Here is a 17,574-nt window from a genome sequence, read left to right as displayed (position 1 = left end):
TTTATTTACTGGGTCACCGTTATTATGCCAGATTTTCGAGATTAAGCCACGGCAAAGCCTATACAGAATTGTCGCTGGTTAGCTTGGGATATTTCTCGGCAAAATATTCACTTAAAAAGGTATTAACAAAGGATAAGATGACTGGCGCGAGTAGGAAAGCCAATAATCCACTGACTCTAAACCCAGGGGCAAATACGGAGGCTAACCAAAAACAAAAGCCGTTAATAACTAATGAAAACGCCCCTAAGGTAACGAAGTTAAGCGGTAAGCTTAAAAATGAGATAACAGGTTTTGCTGAAACGTTAATTAAACCAATAATTAACCCTGCAATTAATGCAGAGGGAAAGTTAGCTAAACTGACACCTGGAAAAATAATATCAACCACTAATAAACTTAAAGCAGTCCCTAATAATGTTAGTAGATTCCTTAACATATTTATCTCCTAAACTTTAACAAAAATATATTTTTCTAACGCTAGACAGTTCTAATTTAACAAACAATCAATAATACTTTATCTATCTAGCGAGATAAATCGTTATTAGCTTTAATGAAGCGTTAATTACTTGTATTCATTTGCTCATTCTTTTTTCTCTCTCTTAAGAAAGATGATATTTTCGCTATTTTTTTTACAATAGAAGAAGTAGTAATTATTATTGAAATACAAAAATGCAAATTTTAAAACTAATTCTATCAATTCTTGTTCCTCCCGTTGGCGTGTTTCTCATGGTAGGAATTAATGTTACTCTTTTAATCAACATTTTATTGACGCTTTTAGGTTGGCTTCCAGGGGCTATTCATGCTGTTTGGATCTATTCTAAACAGGCAGAAAGGGTTAATCCTTAGATCACAATAATTAAAGCTTGAGTCATGGATAGTAGATAGTTTTTAATACAAATGACTATCTATTATCTATTTTTTGTGCAAATACGAAAGGATCTTGCGATCGCCCATACCAAGACACACCCTACTGATAAATTGAAATAATCTCTATAATTCCGATTTTGTCAAGAGCAGCACTTTACAAACTTTACATTATTTAGTACATACGCTCAAATAAAACTAAAGTGGAATGGTTAATCTAGTTAAAATGTCATCTTAATTTGACTGATATAACGAAGTATTGGTATTTTTTGAGGTCAAATCTTAAAGTCGACAAACGTACTGTAGATTATCAGCATTATTAATATACCTCAAACCCAGTCAATTCGTCAACTATTGAGAAAGATTCTTACACATTACGGACTGTAAAGTTGACTAAAATTTTAAACAAATTATAAAACATACTTAAAACTATTAAATAAACTTATAAAAAATAGTCATTAATAGAAGATAAAAGAGAATGGGTTATAAAAGGAGATATGGCAGTACAAACAATAGTTAGGATATTTTTTGTCTCTTGAAATGTCATTCCGAGAAACGAGGAATCTCATGTAATGATTAATACAGTATCTGAACTTAAAGTAATACTTGCTGACTCAGAATTAGCTTCTTTTGAGATGGCTGAGTTACCCATTTTAGACACAGGTGAAAAAGCATTAGCAATTCAAGTTAAATCTGAAAATGCCTTATCTTCTTGGCAAATTATGCGAGATAAATTAGAAGAGACTAAGCGTTGGCCAGTATTAGTTTGGCCTTTAGTTTTCTCAGCAAAGATTCAGAATACGTGGGGAAAAGATACACAATTATTTGATGAAATATTACAAGAACAAGATTTTTTTGCAAGAAGATCATTCAACAACAAAAGTGTGCAAACAATTATTAATTATTCTAAAAACGTTAATATTCAACAATCTTTAACTCAATTATATCAAAATAGACAATATGATGAAAATTTAGTAGATTATCTTGACTATCTCGAAGATGATTTATGGACTAGAGAGGAAAAGTTTGGTTACTACCTCGACATTGAAACCATAGAAAATTTAGTGGACTCAGAAGATTTACAAACAGTCAAAGATTTGGAATATTGTTTATTTAAGTGGGAAATAAAAGAGTTTCCAGCAGAAAAAGCATTAAAAAACGATTATCCTGTTTATTCTCATTGGTTTGATCCTAGTCCAGATAAGATAGTTTTGTTGTTAATGCCAACTATTAATCATTGGGAAATTTTAGCTTATATTCATTGGTATGGTTCAGATGATTATAGTGAATTAGTGATTGCTTTATTAAAAAATTGGCACGAAAAATATGGCAGTGAATTAATTTGTCATTATGGAACAATGTTACAATTAACAACTAAAACATTACCAAGTTCTCCAGATGAAGCATTTCAATGAGCTTGGGAACAAGAAGTGATTACACCCTATGAATCTATAGAAACTTCGTTATCAGATCATGCTCGTGAATTATTAAATACTTATCGCTGGTTTCTACACGAAAGACCGTAAGAATAAAAAAGACTGAAAGAAATTAATAAAAAAATAGACATCATTAATTTAACCTCTGATACCGCATTCCTGGTAACTGAGTAATTAAACCTTCTAACTCCAATTGCAATAATCCTCCTGAAACTTGAGCAGTAGGTAAACCAGCTTTTTCTACAATGACATCAAAAGAAGTTGCTTCCGTAGAAATAGCTTGAAATATTTTTAATAACTCAGGGTCTAACTTCGGTACATCTTCTTTTTTTTCAACCTCAAATAATGATAATTGTTTAGCTTGATCCAACTCAGGAATAGCCCCCAACATTTCTAATAACTCATCCTCTGTGACAATCATTTCTGCCCCTTGATGAATGAGTCGTAAACATCCTCTGGCTTGGGCAACTTCAGGAGAATTCGGTAAAGTATACACATCTCTGCAAAACTCATTAGCATATCTTGCCGTAATTAATGCCCCTGATTTTTCTGGTGCTTCCATCACCAAAACCGCCCGACTTAATCCAGCAATAATACGATTTCTCGCTGGAAAATGACGACGATCGCCTGGAGTGCCAGCAGGATATTCACTGATAATTAAACCTCGTTTTTGTAAGTCTCGATGCAACTGACGGTGATGACTCGGATAAACTATATCTACCCCCGTTCCTAACACCGCGATCGTCCTTCCTCCGGCTTCTAAGCAAGCTTGATGGGCAACTCCATCGATCCCTGCAGCCATCCCTGAAACCACTGTAAACCCATGTTTAACCAAAGCGATCGCGATGTTACGAGTCCAACGACGACCATGATCGGTAGGGTAACGAGTTCCCACAATACCCACTAACGGGGTGTGTCCTTGATTTTCTAATAAATTGACTTGTCCCTGATAATAAAGCAGAGGGGGAGGGCTAGGAATTTCTAATAATAAACGGGGATAATTATCTTGGTTGGGAGTCCAAAATTGAGGATTATTTTGTAAATGTTTTTTGTGTAATTCTAAAGGGTTAATTTGTGATCGCTGTTGTTTAATTGTGTTGAGTAGCTTTGCCCCTATTCCTTCTACTTGACATAAGGCTTCTGGAGAAGCTTTCCAAGCGGTTTCTAAGTTCCCAAACTGTTGCCATACCCGTTTTAATAATACAGGTCCAACTCCAGGTATTTTAGACCAAGCTAACCAATAAGCTGATTCTTGTTGCAATGTTTTCTCCTAATAAGTTACAGTTTGGGAATTAATCATCTTTAAAGTCTTACCTATTATTTCCATCCAGGAAACAAAACTTCTAAACCATCCGCCATAAACTGAACTGCCATTGCCATTGTAATTAATCCCATTAAACGAGTCACAATATTCATCCCTGTTTTACCAAGAAAATTACCAATAACATGGGCAAAACTATAAGAAATAAAAATTAAAATAGCTAAGATAATAATCACAATAGACAATCCTAATTTCTCTACCAAAGATTGAGTTTTATGGGCTAAAACAATTACAGAACTAATCGTTCCAGGGCCTGCTAGTAAAGGTAAAGCTAAGGGAACAATGGCAATAGAATCGGCAGTTTGTGCGTCTTGATTTTCTTCTGAAGTATGATGAATATCGCTGGTTTTTGCTTGCAGCATATGAAATCCAAAAATAAATATAAGAAAGCCCCCTGCAACCCTAAAAGAAGCAATACTAATGCCAAAAGCAGATAAGATAACTTCTCCCATGAAACAAGACACAATTAAAATAATAGCAAAGGCAATGGATGCTGTTTTAATCGTTTGTTGTCTTTGTTTCTTAGTTTTATCTGCTGTTAACCCAAGATAAATGGGTAAATTTCCTATGGGATTAGAAATAGCCAGTAAGGTGATAAAACTATTGATATATTCAGAAAAATTCATGGTATTTTTATCTATTCTTATTATAATATGAATAGTTATAGCAAGTTTAACTCAATTTTATCAAGTTAACGTTATGCAGAATACTGAGCAACCTAAAATTTTAGCCCTTGATTTTGATGGAGTCATTTGTAACGGTTTAAAGGAATATTTTCAAACAACCATCAGAACCTATCAAAAAGTATGGTCAGATAATAATCAAGATAATTTAGAGGTTTGGTCAGATTCTTTTTATCAGTTACGTCCCGTCATTGAAACTGGTTGGGAAATGCCTATTTTATTACGAGCATTAGTATTAGAATATGATCAAGAAAATATTGAAAGTAACTGGCATCAGATTTGTTCGGAAATTGTTGAAAAAGAAAACTTAAATAAACAACAAGTAATGTCAGAATTAGACGGAGTTAGAGATCATTGGATTAAAACAGATTTAGATAACTGGTTAGCATTACATGAATTTTATCCAGGGATATTAGAAAAATTAGGTCAACTGCTAGCATCTTCTACCCTTTTATATATTGTCACAACCAAAGAAGGAAGATTTGTTAAACAACTTCTAAAACAGCAAAATTTATCTTTTCCTGAGGAGCATATTTTTGGCAAAGAAGTTAAACAACCCAAGTATGAAACTTTACGCCAAATTCTCACAATGAATCAAGAAAATACTAATCATTTATGGTTTATTGAAGATTTATTGAAAACCTTAAAAAGTGTGCAAACTCAATCGGATTTAAGTCAAGTTAAATTATTTTTAGCTGACTGGGGTTATAATACCTCAAAAACTCATGAAATAGTTAAGGAAGATAATACTATTTCTTTGCTTTCTTTAGAGAAATTTTCTCAAGATTTTAGCGAATGGATTACCTTTTAGTAATCTAGAAAAATAACTATGTCTTAAGTTATAGATAAACAAAAAAATATTGAAATAAAAAAATATATATCTAACTTTTGAACCAGGGCTTTTTTAAAAATTTTTATTATTGTTATTAATAGCTAAAAAATAAAGATTTTGGGAGATATAAGTAATGTTTTTTCATAAGAAAGAATTAATCGCTAAATCCGTTAATGTTAAAGATCCAAATCCTCGTTTTGCTCAATTGCTACTAGAGCAATTTGGTGGCGCAACTGGCGAACTTTCGGCAGCTTTACAATATTGGGTACAGTCGTTTCATGTAGAACATTCTGGTATCAAAGATATGTTGCAGGATATTGCTGTAGAAGAATTTAGTCACCTAGAAATGATCGGAAAATTGATTGAAGTTCATACAAAAAATGTAGATCAAACCGATGCTTTCAAAAGCACTTTATTTGCAGTCAGAGGTGCTGGTCCCCACTTTCTCGATTCTCAAGGTTCGGCTTGGAATGCTAATTATTTGAATGAAGGTGGTGATGTTGTTCGAGATTTACGAGCTAACATTGCGGCCGAAGCTGGTGCGCGTCAGACCTATGAATCACTCATTAAATTAGCTCCAGACCAAGAAACAAAAGATACTTTGGTTCATTTGCTAACTCGTGAAATTTCTCATACCAAAATGTTCATGGAAGCACTCAATTCATTAGGCAAACTCACTGATCCTTTCTTTGGAGATATTCAGCCTGATGAAACCGTAGACCTTTACTATAACTTATCGAGTAATGGTGCTGAAGACGAGCGTGGCCCTTGGAATTCTGATGAAAATTTTCATTATGTTGCTAATCCAGTAGCAGAAAAAGAATAGTTAAAGGCAATAATTCTAATATAGGTTAACGGAAAAACGGTTAGCTTATTTTTATGAGGCAACTTCCTGGTTTAAGAGGTAGTTGTCCTCAGTAGTTTTAACTCTTATTGCTGAATTTCCAAGTGCTAAAAATATAAATATTTGTACTTAGTTTTAGATAAATTATTAAAGAAAAAGTGTGTTGTGACTTTTTGATAAATCACGAATGATGAGAAACAATTGTGGAATGAAAAAAAGATTTTGATTGAAAACACCCAGAAACGGGGAAATAGTGGTCGTCGAATAAAGACTATTATAGATACTAGGCTAAATACATAAAGCCAAAGTCCAGAAAGTACACAGAAGAAGTGTATCTAAAATCTATAATCGGCAATCTAAAATTGTTTAAAAACCAGAATTTATTATGGAGTTGAAAAAAACTTGGTTAAAATTGATTGGTCAATATAGTATTAATCCAAGTCTTCAGAAAAAACTTTGGAGTGAAATTGAAACGGCTTATCAACAGCCAGAAAGATTTTATCATAATTTAGAGCATCTTATTTATTTAGTGGAGTTAGGAATTCAGTATCAATCTCACATTGAAGACTTTAATACCCTATTATTTGCGATATTTTATCATGATATTATTTACCAGATTAAGGAAAAAGATAATGAAATAAAAAGTGCTGAATTAGCAGTAGAAAAACTATCCTTAATTAAATATCCTCAAACCCAAATAAGGAAGTGTTATTATCAAATAATAGCAACGAAAAAGCATGAATTGAATCAAGATAAAGATACCAATTTGTTACTAGATTTTGATCTGGCTATTTTAGGAGAAAAAAGAAACAAATATTTAGAATATGCTGAAAACATCAGAAAAGAATATTTAATCTATCCTGATCACATTTATAATCAAGGACGCAGACAAGTCTTACAAGAATTTCTAGAAAGAAATTTCCTTTATAAAACTAAACTTTTTCAAGATAAATTTGAAGAAACTGCCAGAAAAAACTTGAATTGGGAACTTGGGCAGTTAAGAACTAATTAAATTTAAGATTCTTTTTGAGATTATACGACACTAATTTCTTGGTCTCAGTCATGCAGTTTCTTTTTCTTTAATTTAAAAGTTTTTGATAAGAGCGAGATTGAACTTAATATAGCCATTAGCAGCGTATTTAAGATGAGGTAGCAATGATTGATGAGCCTTTTTGAGAGCGTGAAAAGGAATGGAAGGACAAAAGTGATGTTCAGCATGAAAGGGCATATTCCACATCAAAAGTCTTATAGGTGTAATAGTCAAAGTGGTACGAGTATTAGCAAAAGGATTGGCATCAAGAGTACAATCTGTATGTTCAGCCAATAAAATAAATCTGAGTATGGGTTGTCCTATTGCTAGAGGGAACAACCAACCAACCACAAACCAAGGTTGTCGGTAATAAAAAGAAACAGCGATCGCTACTAGATAAGTTAACAGTTGTAGCTGGACTGAGCGTTGAATTTTAACTCTGGCATTTTCCCGAATGTAAGGGAAATTGTGAAACAGACCGATGGCACAAAAAAAATGAGTTTGAAATTTGCCCAACCACCAAGGAATACCACTTATAATCCAAAGATATTGCCATAGGTTTATAGGAGTCAAGTCTGTCAGTTCAGGATCTTGATCTTGAAGGCGAGTATAGCGATGATGCCATTGATGATAGGAACGATAAAAAGTGCTGTTGTAAAAGGAAAATAATCCTGCTATCCAACCAATAATTTCGTTAAGGCGACGATTAGCAAAAGCTGTATAATGAACACACTCATGGAGAGCAGCAAACATTGAGGCGATACTGAACCCATAGATAATTAAAGCAGGGATTTTAAAGATAAGATTGTCCAAACTTAGCCAAAGAAAACCACTAACAACTATGACACTTAAATGTAAGAGTAATTGCAGGCAACCTTTTAGATTAGATAATTGATTCAGTTGTGCTAGTCCCTCAAGAGAAAAAACTTGCTGGGGAGACAGATAAGCCTTAGCTTGAGTCAAGTCCCTTTCAAAGTGTAGTTCTAAGGGAATCTCATTGGAGGCTATTGGAAAAGAGGAGGGGACAGAAATTTCTTCAGATTTTTGCTCAGACATAGGCAGGGCTGTTGATCAATGGAGATAAAAGCGTCGTTATCTTACTACCAGTTTGGTTATAACTAATTGTCCAAGTCTTTGTCAAAAGAATCATCAAAGAAAAGTTAAGACACAGCGATAAAATATAATCGAACTTATCAAGCAGAAAGTTTTAAGTCATAAAAGTGAAATCATTACTATTTTCTAACACTATTATTTAGAAAAACTTAGGAATATTGGCTATCTTATCATCGTACACTCCCAATCTCAGACTTTCTCTAATAAGCGAGAGGTTTCTAGTTCTAATGTTAAATTATCATCATGACGATGGGCTTCCCATTTCCCCTGATGAAAAGAACTTTCTTGCCATCTTCCTTGAATAAGTTGTTCATCAGTTGAAACCGTGCCAAAATAATCAATGCAATGACGCGAACCACCAAGATAACATTTACGAAAAGTGATAGTACGGCCAGCGACTTCTCCTGCAACAGTAGCTTCCCCTAAATTACTATCATCTAAAATATTACCAGTTAGGGTGTTTTTTCCTTGTACTAACGTCATTTCAAAACGAGTAGGAATACCATACTGCCAGTAAGTTCCTAGCCATACACCATTAAGATCAGCCATAACTTGTACTGAATTGCTTTATTTCTAATTGTAGAATAAATTCCCTATTCAGCCACGCCACTTTCTTTACCAACCCTTGCACTTGCACTACTAACTCTCTTCCCACCTAGGGTTAGAAATTTAAAATTTTTATACCCTACGATTGATGATTAAAATTAAGGGTTAATTTTCTTGAGAAATGATATTTTTTTGAGATTGACTCAAAAATAATTTAGGAACAATTAAACCAGATACTTGTTGATAAGCTTCAAATTCAGGGTAACGGGATAGAGACTTATCTTTTTTGAGCATATTAGGAACAAAAAGAAGACTAACAAACAGTCCTAAGATAACAAAAGGTAACCAATGCTGAGTCAATAAAGCAAAGCTACCATAGATTAAAATTTCCCCTAAATAATTAGTATTTCGACAACGAGCAAAAAATCCTTCTGTAATTAACCCTGAATGATACTTAAGGGTGTAATATTTTTGAGCATCACTACTGTAATGTAGGAAAACCCCTAATATATTCATAGCAATAACTACAGCAATTAAAGGGGGAGACGCTTGAATATTTTGACTAATTAAAATAAAAGGAGCAACCCAATAAAGAGAAATGATAAAAAAGCTGCCAATTCCCATCGCAATAGATATTTCTTCCTCCCAACTTTTGTCGGGATATATCCTATCTTTTAATAGCCAAAGAATACCATACGTTCCGTGAAGTGCTAAATAAATCCACGCGGTAACACTAAAATTGTCATAGAGACTCATTAAACCTAAGACGAAAAATAAAGTGAGTCCTTTATGTAAGTTAATAGGATGTTTGATTTTCATAGTTGTTGTATTAATAAAGTTTACTCAACACCAACATTAAAGAAAATGGTTGCGCGACGAATATTCTCTTGACTCCCTTGACTACTTAAGGTTAAAGAACGGAGATTTTTTAATAAGGGCTTCACTCCAAATTCTACTACTCGTGTAATAGGTAATTTTTGGGTTAAAATGGGTTCACTTTTTTGCCAATTAATATAAAAATAACCATCATTGTCTGGGGATAGTCCTTCAATCACGTGCTGAAATTCTTCGGTTTCAATTAACTTAGGAAACTCGGCTGAAATAGCTTCAGAAAGTGCTTCTATTGACGTAGCTAAGATAATATAATCGTCAACATTTGCATAAACACCGTTGACTTTAGCTTCTAAACTAGCTAAACTTTTCTGATTAGGATTAACTGTTGCTGTTAACTCTGTCCACACTGTTACCGTCTTGTCTAATAAGGGGACATTTCCCACTGTATAACCGGCGTTTTCTGCCCATTGATCAAACTGTTTCAATACTTCATCTATCGCTACGTCGGGACTTTTTTCAGCGACAAAAATCCAATCTGCTTCACCCCCTTCTGCTTTAGGCACTAATCCTAAACTAAATTCCCCTTTAACCCAAGGAAAAACATCTTTTGATAAATTAACTCCTAATGGTTCTTCTAGGTAGCCAATAGAGCGATTTAAGAGTTGTTGTAGGGGACTATCTTGGTCTAAACCTGTCTCAATTTGTTGCCATAATTGATTTAAGTTGGTTCCTGTTGCAGTTAATATCGTGTTAGCTGGAAGATAGGAAAATGCCTCAACGGGTTCCGATAAAATAGGATTACGAGATACTTCTCCTGAGACTCCAATTAAAGCCGTTTGAGCAACTAACCCCTCTTCTTTGATGGAAAAAGCAATGGTTAAGGTTTGGGTAATTTCTGGTAATTCAGGAATGGGTAGATTAGCTAACCAAGCGGATAAAGCAGGAAAATTGGTGTAAACAATACCAATTCTGGGGTCATTAATGGTGTTTAACGCCTTCTGATATCCTGGGGCATTTTTTAAGTTTAAATCAGGAACTTGAACATTATTAATACTCTCTTTTAATACTTGAATATCATTTGCAAAGAGAACCATATTACCTACGACTGCTGTGGCAGAAAGGGGTGTATTTTTCTTTAAATTAGGGTTTTCCTGGGCAATTAAATTAACCCCCTTATAAGACTCAAAAACTAAGTCAGACGTGCCGGCGATCGCTTCAGTAGAATAAGACGCTTGTAGGAACTCATTAGCAAGTTGTTGATCCTTTGTAGAAACTGCTAGTAAATAACCCGGTTTAATGCCATTATTCGGATTATGATCGTAGTCAAGAGATGTCACTGCTAGGGTAATTTCTTCCCCTAACCAGGGTTGAATTTGAGATTGATAATCAAGTCCTGTTTTTGCTAATAAGGTTTTCTCAATGGTGCGTATTTCTTGATGCGATCGCCGTCTTTTTTCAGGAGAAGCAATGAACCGTCCCAACCCATCCAAGCGATCGGGGTTTGTTAACAAGGAGACCATTACCGGTGCTTGTTTGGGGAGAAAAACGGCGGTAATGGGTTCTTTATTAACCCCTCCTGCCAACAGAGGCAAAGGACTGGGTTTTAATATCCAGTAGACGCTAGTTGCTGCGAGGGAGAGAAGAAAAATAACACCAAGAATGAGAGTGACAAAAAAAGGACGTAACTTCACTATTATCTATCCACAATAAGGAATCACCATTGTTCATTTTAACCTTAATCTGTAGGGTGGGCATTGTTCAGCTAAGAGATAAAATTAATATAAAAGTTAGCCATCATGGAGTTAGATTACGCTTTCATTAACAAATTGATGAGTTAAGAAAAAATCCGTTAGCATGACAAGAACTAACTCATCAGGTCAGTGTACGGATGAGTAATGTATGTGAGTAAAATGTGAACGGAAAGGAAACACAATGAAGAAAACCTTATTTTTAAGTCCTCCGTCCTTTAATGGGTTTGATGGGGCCGCAGGGGCAAGATATCAAGCGAAACGGGAAATTACCTCTTTTTGGTATCCTACCTGGTTGGCCCAACCAGCAGCTTTAGTCCCTGATAGTAAGTTAGTGGATGCACCGGCCCATTATCAAACCGTTGAGGATGTTTTAAAAATTGCTAAAGACTACGAACTGGTGATTATGTACACCAGTACCCCTACTTTACCCAACGATGTTAAATGTGCTGAGGCCATTAAAGCCCAAAACCCGGATACACAAGTTGGGTTATTAGGGGCCCATGCTGCGGTATTACCTACCCAAACCTTAGAAGAAAACCCCGTTATTGATTTTGTTTGTCGCAACGAATTTGATTACACTTGTAAAGAATTAGCAGAAGGAAAGCCCTACGAAGACATTAAAGGACTTAGTTACCGCGATAAGTTTGGTAATATTAAGCATACCGAAGAACGGGAATTAATTCACGATTGGGACGCAATGCCGAGTGTTTTTCCCATGTACGAAAAACATCTAAATTTCCGTAACTATTTTATCGGTTATTTACTCCATCCCTACGTTTCTTTATACACAGGAAGAGGTTGCCCGGCAAAATGTACCTTTTGTCTCTGGCCTCAAACTATTGGGGGTCATCAATACCGCGCTAAAACTCCCGAAGCAGTCGGGAAAGAAATGGCTTTAGCTAAGTCAATATGGGGTAATTCTGTCCGAGAATATTTCTTTGATGACGATACCTTTACTATTGATAAAAAGCGGGTTATTGCTATTAGTGAACATCTCAAAAAGCTTAACTTAACCTGGAGTTGTAACGCCCGTGCTAACCTAGATTATGACACCCTAAAAACCTTAAGAGATAATGGTTTACGTCTGTTATTAGTTGGGTTTGAATCTGGAAATCAAGCGGTTTTAGATGGGGTTAAAAAAGGCATTAAATTAGAAGTTGCTCGTAAGTTTATGAACAACTGTAATAAACTAGGGATTAAGGTACACGGGGCTTTTATTCTTGGTTTGCCTAACGAAAGCAAAGAAACCATTGAAGATACCATCCGCTTTGCTTGTGAAGTCAGTCCCCACACCATTCAAGTGTCCATTGCTTCCCCTTATCCTGGCACAGAATTATATCAACAAGCGCAAGAAAACGGTTGGTTTACTAACGGAGACTTAGTGGCCAGTTCCGGCATTCAAATGTCTACCCTACAATATCCTAATCTCTCTGCTTCTGAAATTGAAGATGCCGTTGAACGGATGTATCGTCGCTTTTATTTCCGTCGTCGTACTATTATTCCCATTGTGAAAGAAATGATCGTAGATCCGCAAATGTTAGTCCGTCGTTTACGAGAAGGCCGGGAATTTATGGCCTATCTCAAAGAACGTCATACCCGTAGTTTAGTTAACGCTTAAACCTATTGTTATCATTAGTCGGTTGGGTGGAACGAAAGTGAAACCCAACGCGATGAGTTAGGGGTTCGGAGTTCGGAGATATGAGAAGAGAGTCAAAACCAGGGTAGAATCATTTTGTCGTAGTCTAAACTCCAGTTCAAAGCAGCTTGTCCCCCTCCGTCCAACTCACGTTGTATTATGCCTACTAATAGAAGTAATCTGGTATTTATTTATCATTATATTCGTCGCTAATCTCTTAACCACGAGAATAAACGGACTTAGTACCAAACACTATTAACTATTCCCTTGAATCTGTGTTTTCTAACAACAAAGAAACAGAAGGTAATAATACCACCACATGAGGAACCGGACGAGGAATATAACCTACCAAAGATTCTCCTTCATAAGCTAAAGAGGTACTTGCACCAGAATCTAACATGACAGCATCTCTAAACCCTAATTGTTGTAGAATTTTGCCTAATTCGATGGAATCAACTGGGTTTTTAGACACTCCTATCATGGGTTGTCCTGAGCGATGAATTCCCCAAAAGGCACGATGTCGAGGCACATGAAAATCAAATAAATTGCCAAAACTTTCGTAAGGTTGTGCCATCGAATCTTTGACTAACCAAGCTGCTGCGACAAATGTATCTGTAATAAATTCTCCGTCCTCAGATTCACCAGTAACCCCTTGCCAACTGTTATGAATATTGGCATCAAAAGGGACAAATTTAACCCATTTATCGCTCATTAACACTAAAGGACGACCATTTAATCTGGGATTTTCACTGGTATTTCCTGGAACAAATTCTCCTCCTCCACTCATCACCGGTCCTATCATCACATTAGAATCTAAATATTTTAAAGAGAAAAATGCCCCATCAACCGCAGCAACTGCCTCGCTTGTTGCCATAATTTCCGGCACTTGATAACGACTATCAGCATGGATAGTGCTAGGTTTACCACCATTAATAATAATGAGTTCTACTCCATCAATTTTATGTTCTCGTTTCGTAATATTGGCCGTAAAATTAAAGCCACCCTCTAAATGTTCTCCCGGATAACCCCCCCAAGCTTCAGGAGAAACCACTTGTAATTGTGATTGACCAAAACGACCAATACTTAATAAATCAGGGGATTCTCCTGCGAATATTTCTTCTTCATTAGACATCGATAACGCCATTTTATAACCAGCAGCTATCGCCCACTGTTTCACCCTAGCATCATGTTTTCCTTCAGGATAAGTAAAATATTCAATCGGAATCCCTAATTTTTTCTCTAGAATTTCTTTGGACATCATCACTTCTTGAAATAATTCATCATCGGATAATTCTCTTAAATCTCTCGGATGACTAATGGTATGAGAAGCAATGGTAATTAAAGGGTCATTAGCAAGTTGTTGTAATTGTTCCCAGGTTAAGCTAGAACGGGCTGTTTTTCCTTCCATTTTCGTCACATAAACTGAGAAAACAGCCGGATAATTATACTTTTTCAATAAAGGATAAACATGGTCATAATGTCCTCCATAACCATCGTCAAAACTCAGTAAAATGGGTTTGTCGGGCAAAGAAATTCCTGTTTGTAAATGCTTTAATAACAAATCAAGACTGATAGGGGTTAATCCTTGTTCTTGAATGTACTTAAAATGGCTTTCTAATTCTTCAGGAGTAACATCAAAAAAGACTTCTTTTCTGGGTAGAATATCATGATACATAAAGATGGGAACCTTCGCTGCCCTAGCACTTTCATGGATATAAGGAAAGGGTTTAGGCACAGCTTGCTCGGCGTTTTTTGCTGCTTTCCATAACTCAGGAAATATTGTTGGCGAAATAATTAATTGCTGTCTATTATGAGAAATAACCCCACGTAAACAGTCTTGTAAGTTTAAACTATTATTAGAGAAAATAGTTCCTATTGCTTCAGGAGCATAATTAAGATTTAGTCCTAACTTCGACAAATGATTAGAGGACTCAAAACCAGAAAATTGACAATTTTTTTCTTGTTCAAGTTTCGTCGCTGTTAATCTATTATTTTGTATTGAACTATCTTGATAAAATAAATTGACCAAAATTAGGCTATAAATAGCCATAAGTAAGCCACTGCTGCAGCATAAAGCCAGTTTAAAGGAAAACCATTGTGATGGAGTGGAAAACATAAATATTTTTTAAAATTAGTAATATATGGATTGATAAAATTTTAGTGTAAAGTGCCTTGATTAAGACAAAACTGTTATGAATTTATTAAAAATTTAAGATTTTTACCAAGTTGTTTGTACTGTTCCTGTTGTAGACTTAATCACAAAGTTATTTGACCCGTAACCAGCAGCCCTCAGATAATTGTTGCCTATTTTTGGGCTTGAATGTTTCTTTACATCTACAAATGAAACTTAATATAATTTAACATAAAAGTGAAGTAACGCGATGAAATGTAGCATTGTTGCCATCTTGGCTTATCATTTAATTGCTATTTACCAAGTTTTTTAATAAAGTTTTAAGATTTTGTGACATTAGCCCCTAGACAAACGAAAAGAACTTATTGTAAAAGAAGAGCAAATACAATCAATCAGAATTTTGGTTGGTTCGGCCGTATTAATTGGGAGATGACAACTGTGTCTAATTTATTTCGTTCCCTACTCTTAAGCGTGTTATTAAGCTTTGTGACCCCTCTGTTGTTCCTAGGGGGAATTTTAGGAGCGTTGCTAACCGCCAGTTATATTCCAGGAATTGCTATATTAGGTCAAATTGGACAAGAACTTATTTTATCTTTTCTTTCTACGTTTGGAGAGGGCTATCCTTTACAAGGAATGTTAACCATTGGAGGAACTTGTGCAATGGTTGGTGGTTTATTTGATGTATTTAATTTTTATTTGTATCAAGATATTCATGGTCAGTAAATTCAGTGATCCCACGCCATAACACTACACATTAGGGGATATAGTACCACTTCAAGGCAAAAGGCAAGAGGCAAAAGTAAGTTGTCTCTTAGTTTTTCCAACTTAATTAACATCCTAACCTTAATGCGTAATGCTATCAATGAGAATTGAGAATAGAGAACAAAAAAGAGGACAATGATGATTGTCCCCATAAAGTGTAAAATTAATTTTTCTTAAAGTTCTCGAACAACAGGCTTATTATCGATAACTTCACCTACTAACACGATATCGGTAACTCCAACAAATAAGCCATTTTCTAGGACACCGGGAATATTATTAATGGTTTTTTCTAGGGTTGCAGGATCGTCAATACTGTCAAACTTGACATCAACGACTAAATTACCTTGGTCTGTCACCACGGGGCCTGCTTTTTTGACTCCCATGCGTAATTCTGGTTTTCCGCCTAATTGCTCTAATTTTCGCATCACAGGAACAACGGCTTTAGGAATTACCTCAACCGGTAATAAAAAAGTTGACCCCAATTTATCCACCAGTTTACCGCCATCAACTACCACAATAAACTGTTCTGCTAAACTATCGACAATTTTTTCTTGGGTATGGGCTGCACCACCACCCTTAATTAAGTTCTTTTGAGGATCAACCTCATCAGCCCCATCAATAGCCATGTCGATGCGATCAACCACATCTAAAGTGCTTAAAGGGATATTATACTTTCTTGCTAAGACTTCTGCTTGAAACGATGTAGTCACACCGACAATATTTTTTAAGTCTCCCGATTGTAACCGTTCACCAATGTATTGTATAGCGTAGGCAGTGGTTGATCCTGTTCCTAAACCAACAATAGAATCTGATTTAACACGGGCTGCTGCTGCTTTACCCACCTCTTGTTTCATCATCACAATCGGATCTGACATAGACGATCTCCTAAAATAGTTAATGGTTTGGTGTTATTTTATACAGTTTATAGAATTAAGAATAGGGGATGAGTTAGCCTTAGACACTCCACCAACGCTCATCAAAGATCATAGTTGGGGATTTTTCACCGATTGAAGAGGTTACCGAGAAACGCGGTTTCCGCACTGAATCGTAAGACTTTTGCTTACTAATCCCTCAGTAAAATCTAGAAGCTGATATAGATGATTGCTCATGGGCAAAAGGTCGTGTCTGGAGATGTTACTCTTTACCGTACCTAACCTAATAAAGATACCCTTCAATCAACCATATCAGGCCACACAATCCATCCCTTATCTCTTTTCTATCCCTTAATTATTAGAAGACGCTGCCAGCATTTCTTTGAGTTGTGCTAATTGATCAGCCCAACGGGGATCGGGTTGAAAGCTTTCGTTAGAGGAACCACCACTGGATGAGGAAGAACGATTATTACGTTTTTTCCCGCCACCTTTTTTGGACTTAGTGGCAGGTTTATTGTCTGCACTTCCCTCATTCTCTTTTCCTTTACTTCTGGGCAATGCTTTCTCAATTTTGAGATCATTGTCCATAAAGGATTGTCCATTGTATTTTTCGATAAACGCATCAGCTAATTCATCATTAGGAACGGTGACAAAGGCAAAGCCACGACATTTGCCGGTTTTGCGTTCTTTGATCACCTTAATAGATACGATTTCGCCTCCGTCGGCAAATAGTTCCTCTAAGGTTTGGCGTTCTAGATTTTCTTTAGGTAAATTACCCACGTATAAGCGAATAGGCATTTAAGAGATACCTCCAGTGATTGAGTTGATAAAAAACTTGATCAATTTCCCATAATGGGATTGTGTTTGGTTGTAGGTGCATAGGAAACAAGAAATAACTTTACCATGACTCCCTACGCCATAA

At 35.7% G+C, this 17,574-nt stretch carries 17 protein-coding genes; 7 read left to right on the top strand and 10 right to left on the bottom strand.

The genetic code is table 11. The features are described from left to right. Nucleotides 1-58 precede the first annotated feature (58 nt). Nucleotides 59-433: a phage holin family protein gene (locus tag CY0110_RS11560; protein ID WP_008275616.1), complete on the bottom strand. Its 375-nt coding sequence runs from the start codon at nt 431-433 to the stop codon at nt 59-61. A 233-nt stretch (nt 434-666) separates the two neighbouring features. On the opposite strand from CY0110_RS11560, the gene CY0110_RS28575 reads away from it, so the two are divergent. Both CY0110_RS28575 and CY0110_RS11555 read left to right on the top strand, forming a co-directional pair. Further along, nucleotides 667-843 carry a YqaE/Pmp3 family membrane protein gene (locus CY0110_RS28575; RefSeq protein WP_008275615.1) on the top strand — a complete coding sequence of 59 codons (177 nt, stop codon included), beginning with the start codon at nt 667-669 and terminating at the stop codon, nt 841-843. A gap of 590 nt (nt 844-1,433) precedes the next feature. Then, on the top strand, nt 1,434-2,276 hold the full coding sequence (locus CY0110_RS11555) for a DUF4253 domain-containing protein (protein ID WP_008275614.1): 843 nt from the start codon (nt 1,434-1,436) through the stop codon (nt 2,274-2,276). 154 nt (nt 2,277-2,430) lie between these two features. On the opposite strand, the gene dprA is transcribed toward CY0110_RS11555, so the two are convergent. Both dprA and CY0110_RS11545 read right to left on the bottom strand, forming a co-directional pair. Next, the gene (gene dprA / locus CY0110_RS11550) at nt 2,431-3,558 is read right to left on the bottom strand and encodes a DNA-processing protein DprA (protein WP_008275613.1); all 1,128 of its coding nucleotides are present in this window, start codon (nt 3,556-3,558) and stop codon (nt 2,431-2,433) included. A 56-nt stretch (nt 3,559-3,614) separates the two neighbouring features. After that, on the bottom strand, nt 3,615-4,244 hold the full coding sequence (locus CY0110_RS11545) for a YchE family NAAT transporter (RefSeq protein ID WP_008275612.1): 630 nt from the start codon (nt 4,242-4,244) through the stop codon (nt 3,615-3,617). Nucleotides 4,245-4,317: 73 nt separating this feature from the next. Between CY0110_RS11545 and CY0110_RS11540 the strand changes: the two genes are divergently transcribed. The 3 genes from CY0110_RS11540 to CY0110_RS11530 all read left to right on the top strand — a co-directional run bounded on the left by CY0110_RS11540 (nt 4,318) and on the right by CY0110_RS11530 (nt 6,989). Continuing rightward, complete coding sequence (locus CY0110_RS11540; RefSeq protein ID WP_008275611.1) at nt 4,318-5,112, top strand: HAD family hydrolase; 795 nt, start codon at nt 4,318-4,320, stop codon at nt 5,110-5,112. 154 nt (nt 5,113-5,266) lie between these two features. After that, nucleotides 5,267-5,959, top strand: a complete 693-nt coding sequence (locus CY0110_RS11535; protein ID WP_008275610.1) for a manganese catalase family protein — start codon at nt 5,267-5,269, stop codon at nt 5,957-5,959. Between the two features lie 403 nt (nt 5,960-6,362). Continuing rightward, complete coding sequence (locus CY0110_RS11530) at nt 6,363-6,989, top strand: HD domain-containing protein (RefSeq protein ID WP_008275609.1); 627 nt, start codon at nt 6,363-6,365, stop codon at nt 6,987-6,989. 72 nt (nt 6,990-7,061) lie between these two features. On the opposite strand, the gene CY0110_RS11525 is transcribed toward CY0110_RS11530, so the two are convergent. From CY0110_RS11525 to CY0110_RS11510, 4 genes are all read right to left on the bottom strand, one after another. Then, a complete protein-coding gene (locus CY0110_RS11525; RefSeq protein WP_008275608.1) occupies nt 7,062-8,063 on the bottom strand; it encodes a fatty acid desaturase in 1,002 nt (333 codons plus the stop codon). A gap of 246 nt (nt 8,064-8,309) precedes the next feature. Then, the gene (locus CY0110_RS11520) at nt 8,310-8,669 is read right to left on the bottom strand and encodes a hypothetical protein (protein ID WP_008275607.1); all 360 of its coding nucleotides are present in this window, start codon (nt 8,667-8,669) and stop codon (nt 8,310-8,312) included. Nucleotides 8,670-8,831: 162 nt separating this feature from the next. Beyond that, nucleotides 8,832-9,485, bottom strand: a complete 654-nt coding sequence (locus tag CY0110_RS11515; protein WP_008275606.1) for a DUF1295 domain-containing protein — start codon at nt 9,483-9,485, stop codon at nt 8,832-8,834. A gap of 20 nt (nt 9,486-9,505) precedes the next feature. Continuing rightward, nucleotides 9,506-11,191, bottom strand: coding sequence for a DUF3352 domain-containing protein (locus CY0110_RS11510; RefSeq protein ID WP_008275605.1), 1,686 nt, complete (start codon nt 11,189-11,191; stop codon nt 9,506-9,508). Nucleotides 11,192-11,432: 241 nt separating this feature from the next. Between CY0110_RS11510 and hpnJ the strand changes: the two genes are divergently transcribed. Next, a complete protein-coding gene (gene hpnJ, locus CY0110_RS11505) occupies nt 11,433-12,869 on the top strand; it encodes a hopanoid biosynthesis associated radical SAM protein HpnJ (protein WP_008275604.1) in 1,437 nt (478 codons plus the stop codon). A gap of 277 nt (nt 12,870-13,146) precedes the next feature. On the opposite strand, the gene CY0110_RS11500 is transcribed toward hpnJ, so the two are convergent. Beyond that, nucleotides 13,147-15,003 (bottom strand): polysaccharide deacetylase family protein, encoded by a 1,857-nt coding sequence (locus tag CY0110_RS11500; protein WP_035799219.1) that lies wholly within the window; start codon nt 15,001-15,003, stop codon nt 13,147-13,149. A 444-nt stretch (nt 15,004-15,447) separates the two neighbouring features. On the opposite strand from CY0110_RS11500, the gene CY0110_RS11495 reads away from it, so the two are divergent. After that, nucleotides 15,448-15,741, top strand: coding sequence for a hypothetical protein (locus CY0110_RS11495; RefSeq protein WP_035799246.1), 294 nt, complete (start codon nt 15,448-15,450; stop codon nt 15,739-15,741). A 212-nt stretch (nt 15,742-15,953) separates the two neighbouring features. Here the strand turns inward: CY0110_RS11495 and rpiA are convergent, their stop codons facing one another. Together rpiA and CY0110_RS11485 are read right to left on the bottom strand one after the other, a co-directional pair. Continuing rightward, nucleotides 15,954-16,655 (bottom strand): ribose-5-phosphate isomerase RpiA, encoded by a 702-nt coding sequence (gene rpiA, locus CY0110_RS11490; protein WP_008275601.1) that lies wholly within the window; start codon nt 16,653-16,655, stop codon nt 15,954-15,956. Between the two features lie 348 nt (nt 16,656-17,003). Next, entirely contained in the window at nt 17,004-17,450 is a 447-nt protein-coding gene (locus CY0110_RS11485; RefSeq protein ID WP_008275600.1) for an RNA recognition motif domain-containing protein, read from the bottom strand. Nucleotides 17,451-17,574: the final 124 nt, after the last annotated feature.

Source organism: Crocosphaera chwakensis CCY0110 (assembly GCF_000169335.1).
GTDB lineage: Bacteria > Cyanobacteriota > Cyanobacteriia > Cyanobacteriales > Microcystaceae > Crocosphaera > Crocosphaera chwakensis.
The sequence above is the reverse complement of the archived record's forward strand: the minus strand, read 5'-3'. Positions and strand labels throughout refer to the sequence as shown.

Bases quoted from the DNA above. Each gene is read 5' to 3' on its own strand.
- CY0110_RS11555 (WP_008275614.1), top strand. From the start codon at position 1,434: ATGATTAATACAGTATCTGAACTTAAAGTAATACTTGCTGACTCAGAA.
- CY0110_RS11535 (WP_008275610.1), top strand. From the start codon at position 5,267: ATGTTTTTTCATAAGAAAGAATTAATCGCTAAATCCGTTAATGTTAAA.
- CY0110_RS11515 (WP_008275606.1), bottom strand. From the start codon at position 9,485: ATGAAAATCAAACATCCTATTAACTTACATAAAGGACTCACTTTATTT.
- rpiA (WP_008275601.1), bottom strand. From the start codon at position 16,655: ATGTCAGATCCGATTGTGATGATGAAACAAGAGGTGGGTAAAGCAGCA.
- CY0110_RS28575 (WP_008275615.1), top strand. From the start codon at position 667: ATGCAAATTTTAAAACTAATTCTATCAATTCTTGTTCCTCCCGTTGGC.
- CY0110_RS11485 (WP_008275600.1), bottom strand. From the start codon at position 17,450: ATGCCTATTCGCTTATACGTGGGTAATTTACCTAAAGAAAATCTAGAA.
- CY0110_RS11530 (WP_008275609.1), top strand. From the start codon at position 6,363: ATGGAGTTGAAAAAAACTTGGTTAAAATTGATTGGTCAATATAGTATT.
- hpnJ (WP_008275604.1), top strand. From the start codon at position 11,433: ATGAAGAAAACCTTATTTTTAAGTCCTCCGTCCTTTAATGGGTTTGAT.
- CY0110_RS11495 (WP_035799246.1), top strand. From the start codon at position 15,448: ATGACAACTGTGTCTAATTTATTTCGTTCCCTACTCTTAAGCGTGTTA.
- CY0110_RS11560 (WP_008275616.1), bottom strand. From the start codon at position 433: ATGTTAAGGAATCTACTAACATTATTAGGGACTGCTTTAAGTTTATTA.
- CY0110_RS11545 (WP_008275612.1), bottom strand. From the start codon at position 4,244: ATGAATTTTTCTGAATATATCAATAGTTTTATCACCTTACTGGCTATT.
- CY0110_RS11525 (WP_008275608.1), bottom strand. From the start codon at position 8,063: ATGTCTGAGCAAAAATCTGAAGAAATTTCTGTCCCCTCCTCTTTTCCA.
- CY0110_RS11540 (WP_008275611.1), top strand. From the start codon at position 4,318: ATGCAGAATACTGAGCAACCTAAAATTTTAGCCCTTGATTTTGATGGA.
- CY0110_RS11500 (WP_035799219.1), bottom strand. From the start codon at position 15,003: ATGTTTTCCACTCCATCACAATGGTTTTCCTTTAAACTGGCTTTATGC.
- CY0110_RS11520 (WP_008275607.1), bottom strand. From the start codon at position 8,669: ATGGCTGATCTTAATGGTGTATGGCTAGGAACTTACTGGCAGTATGGT.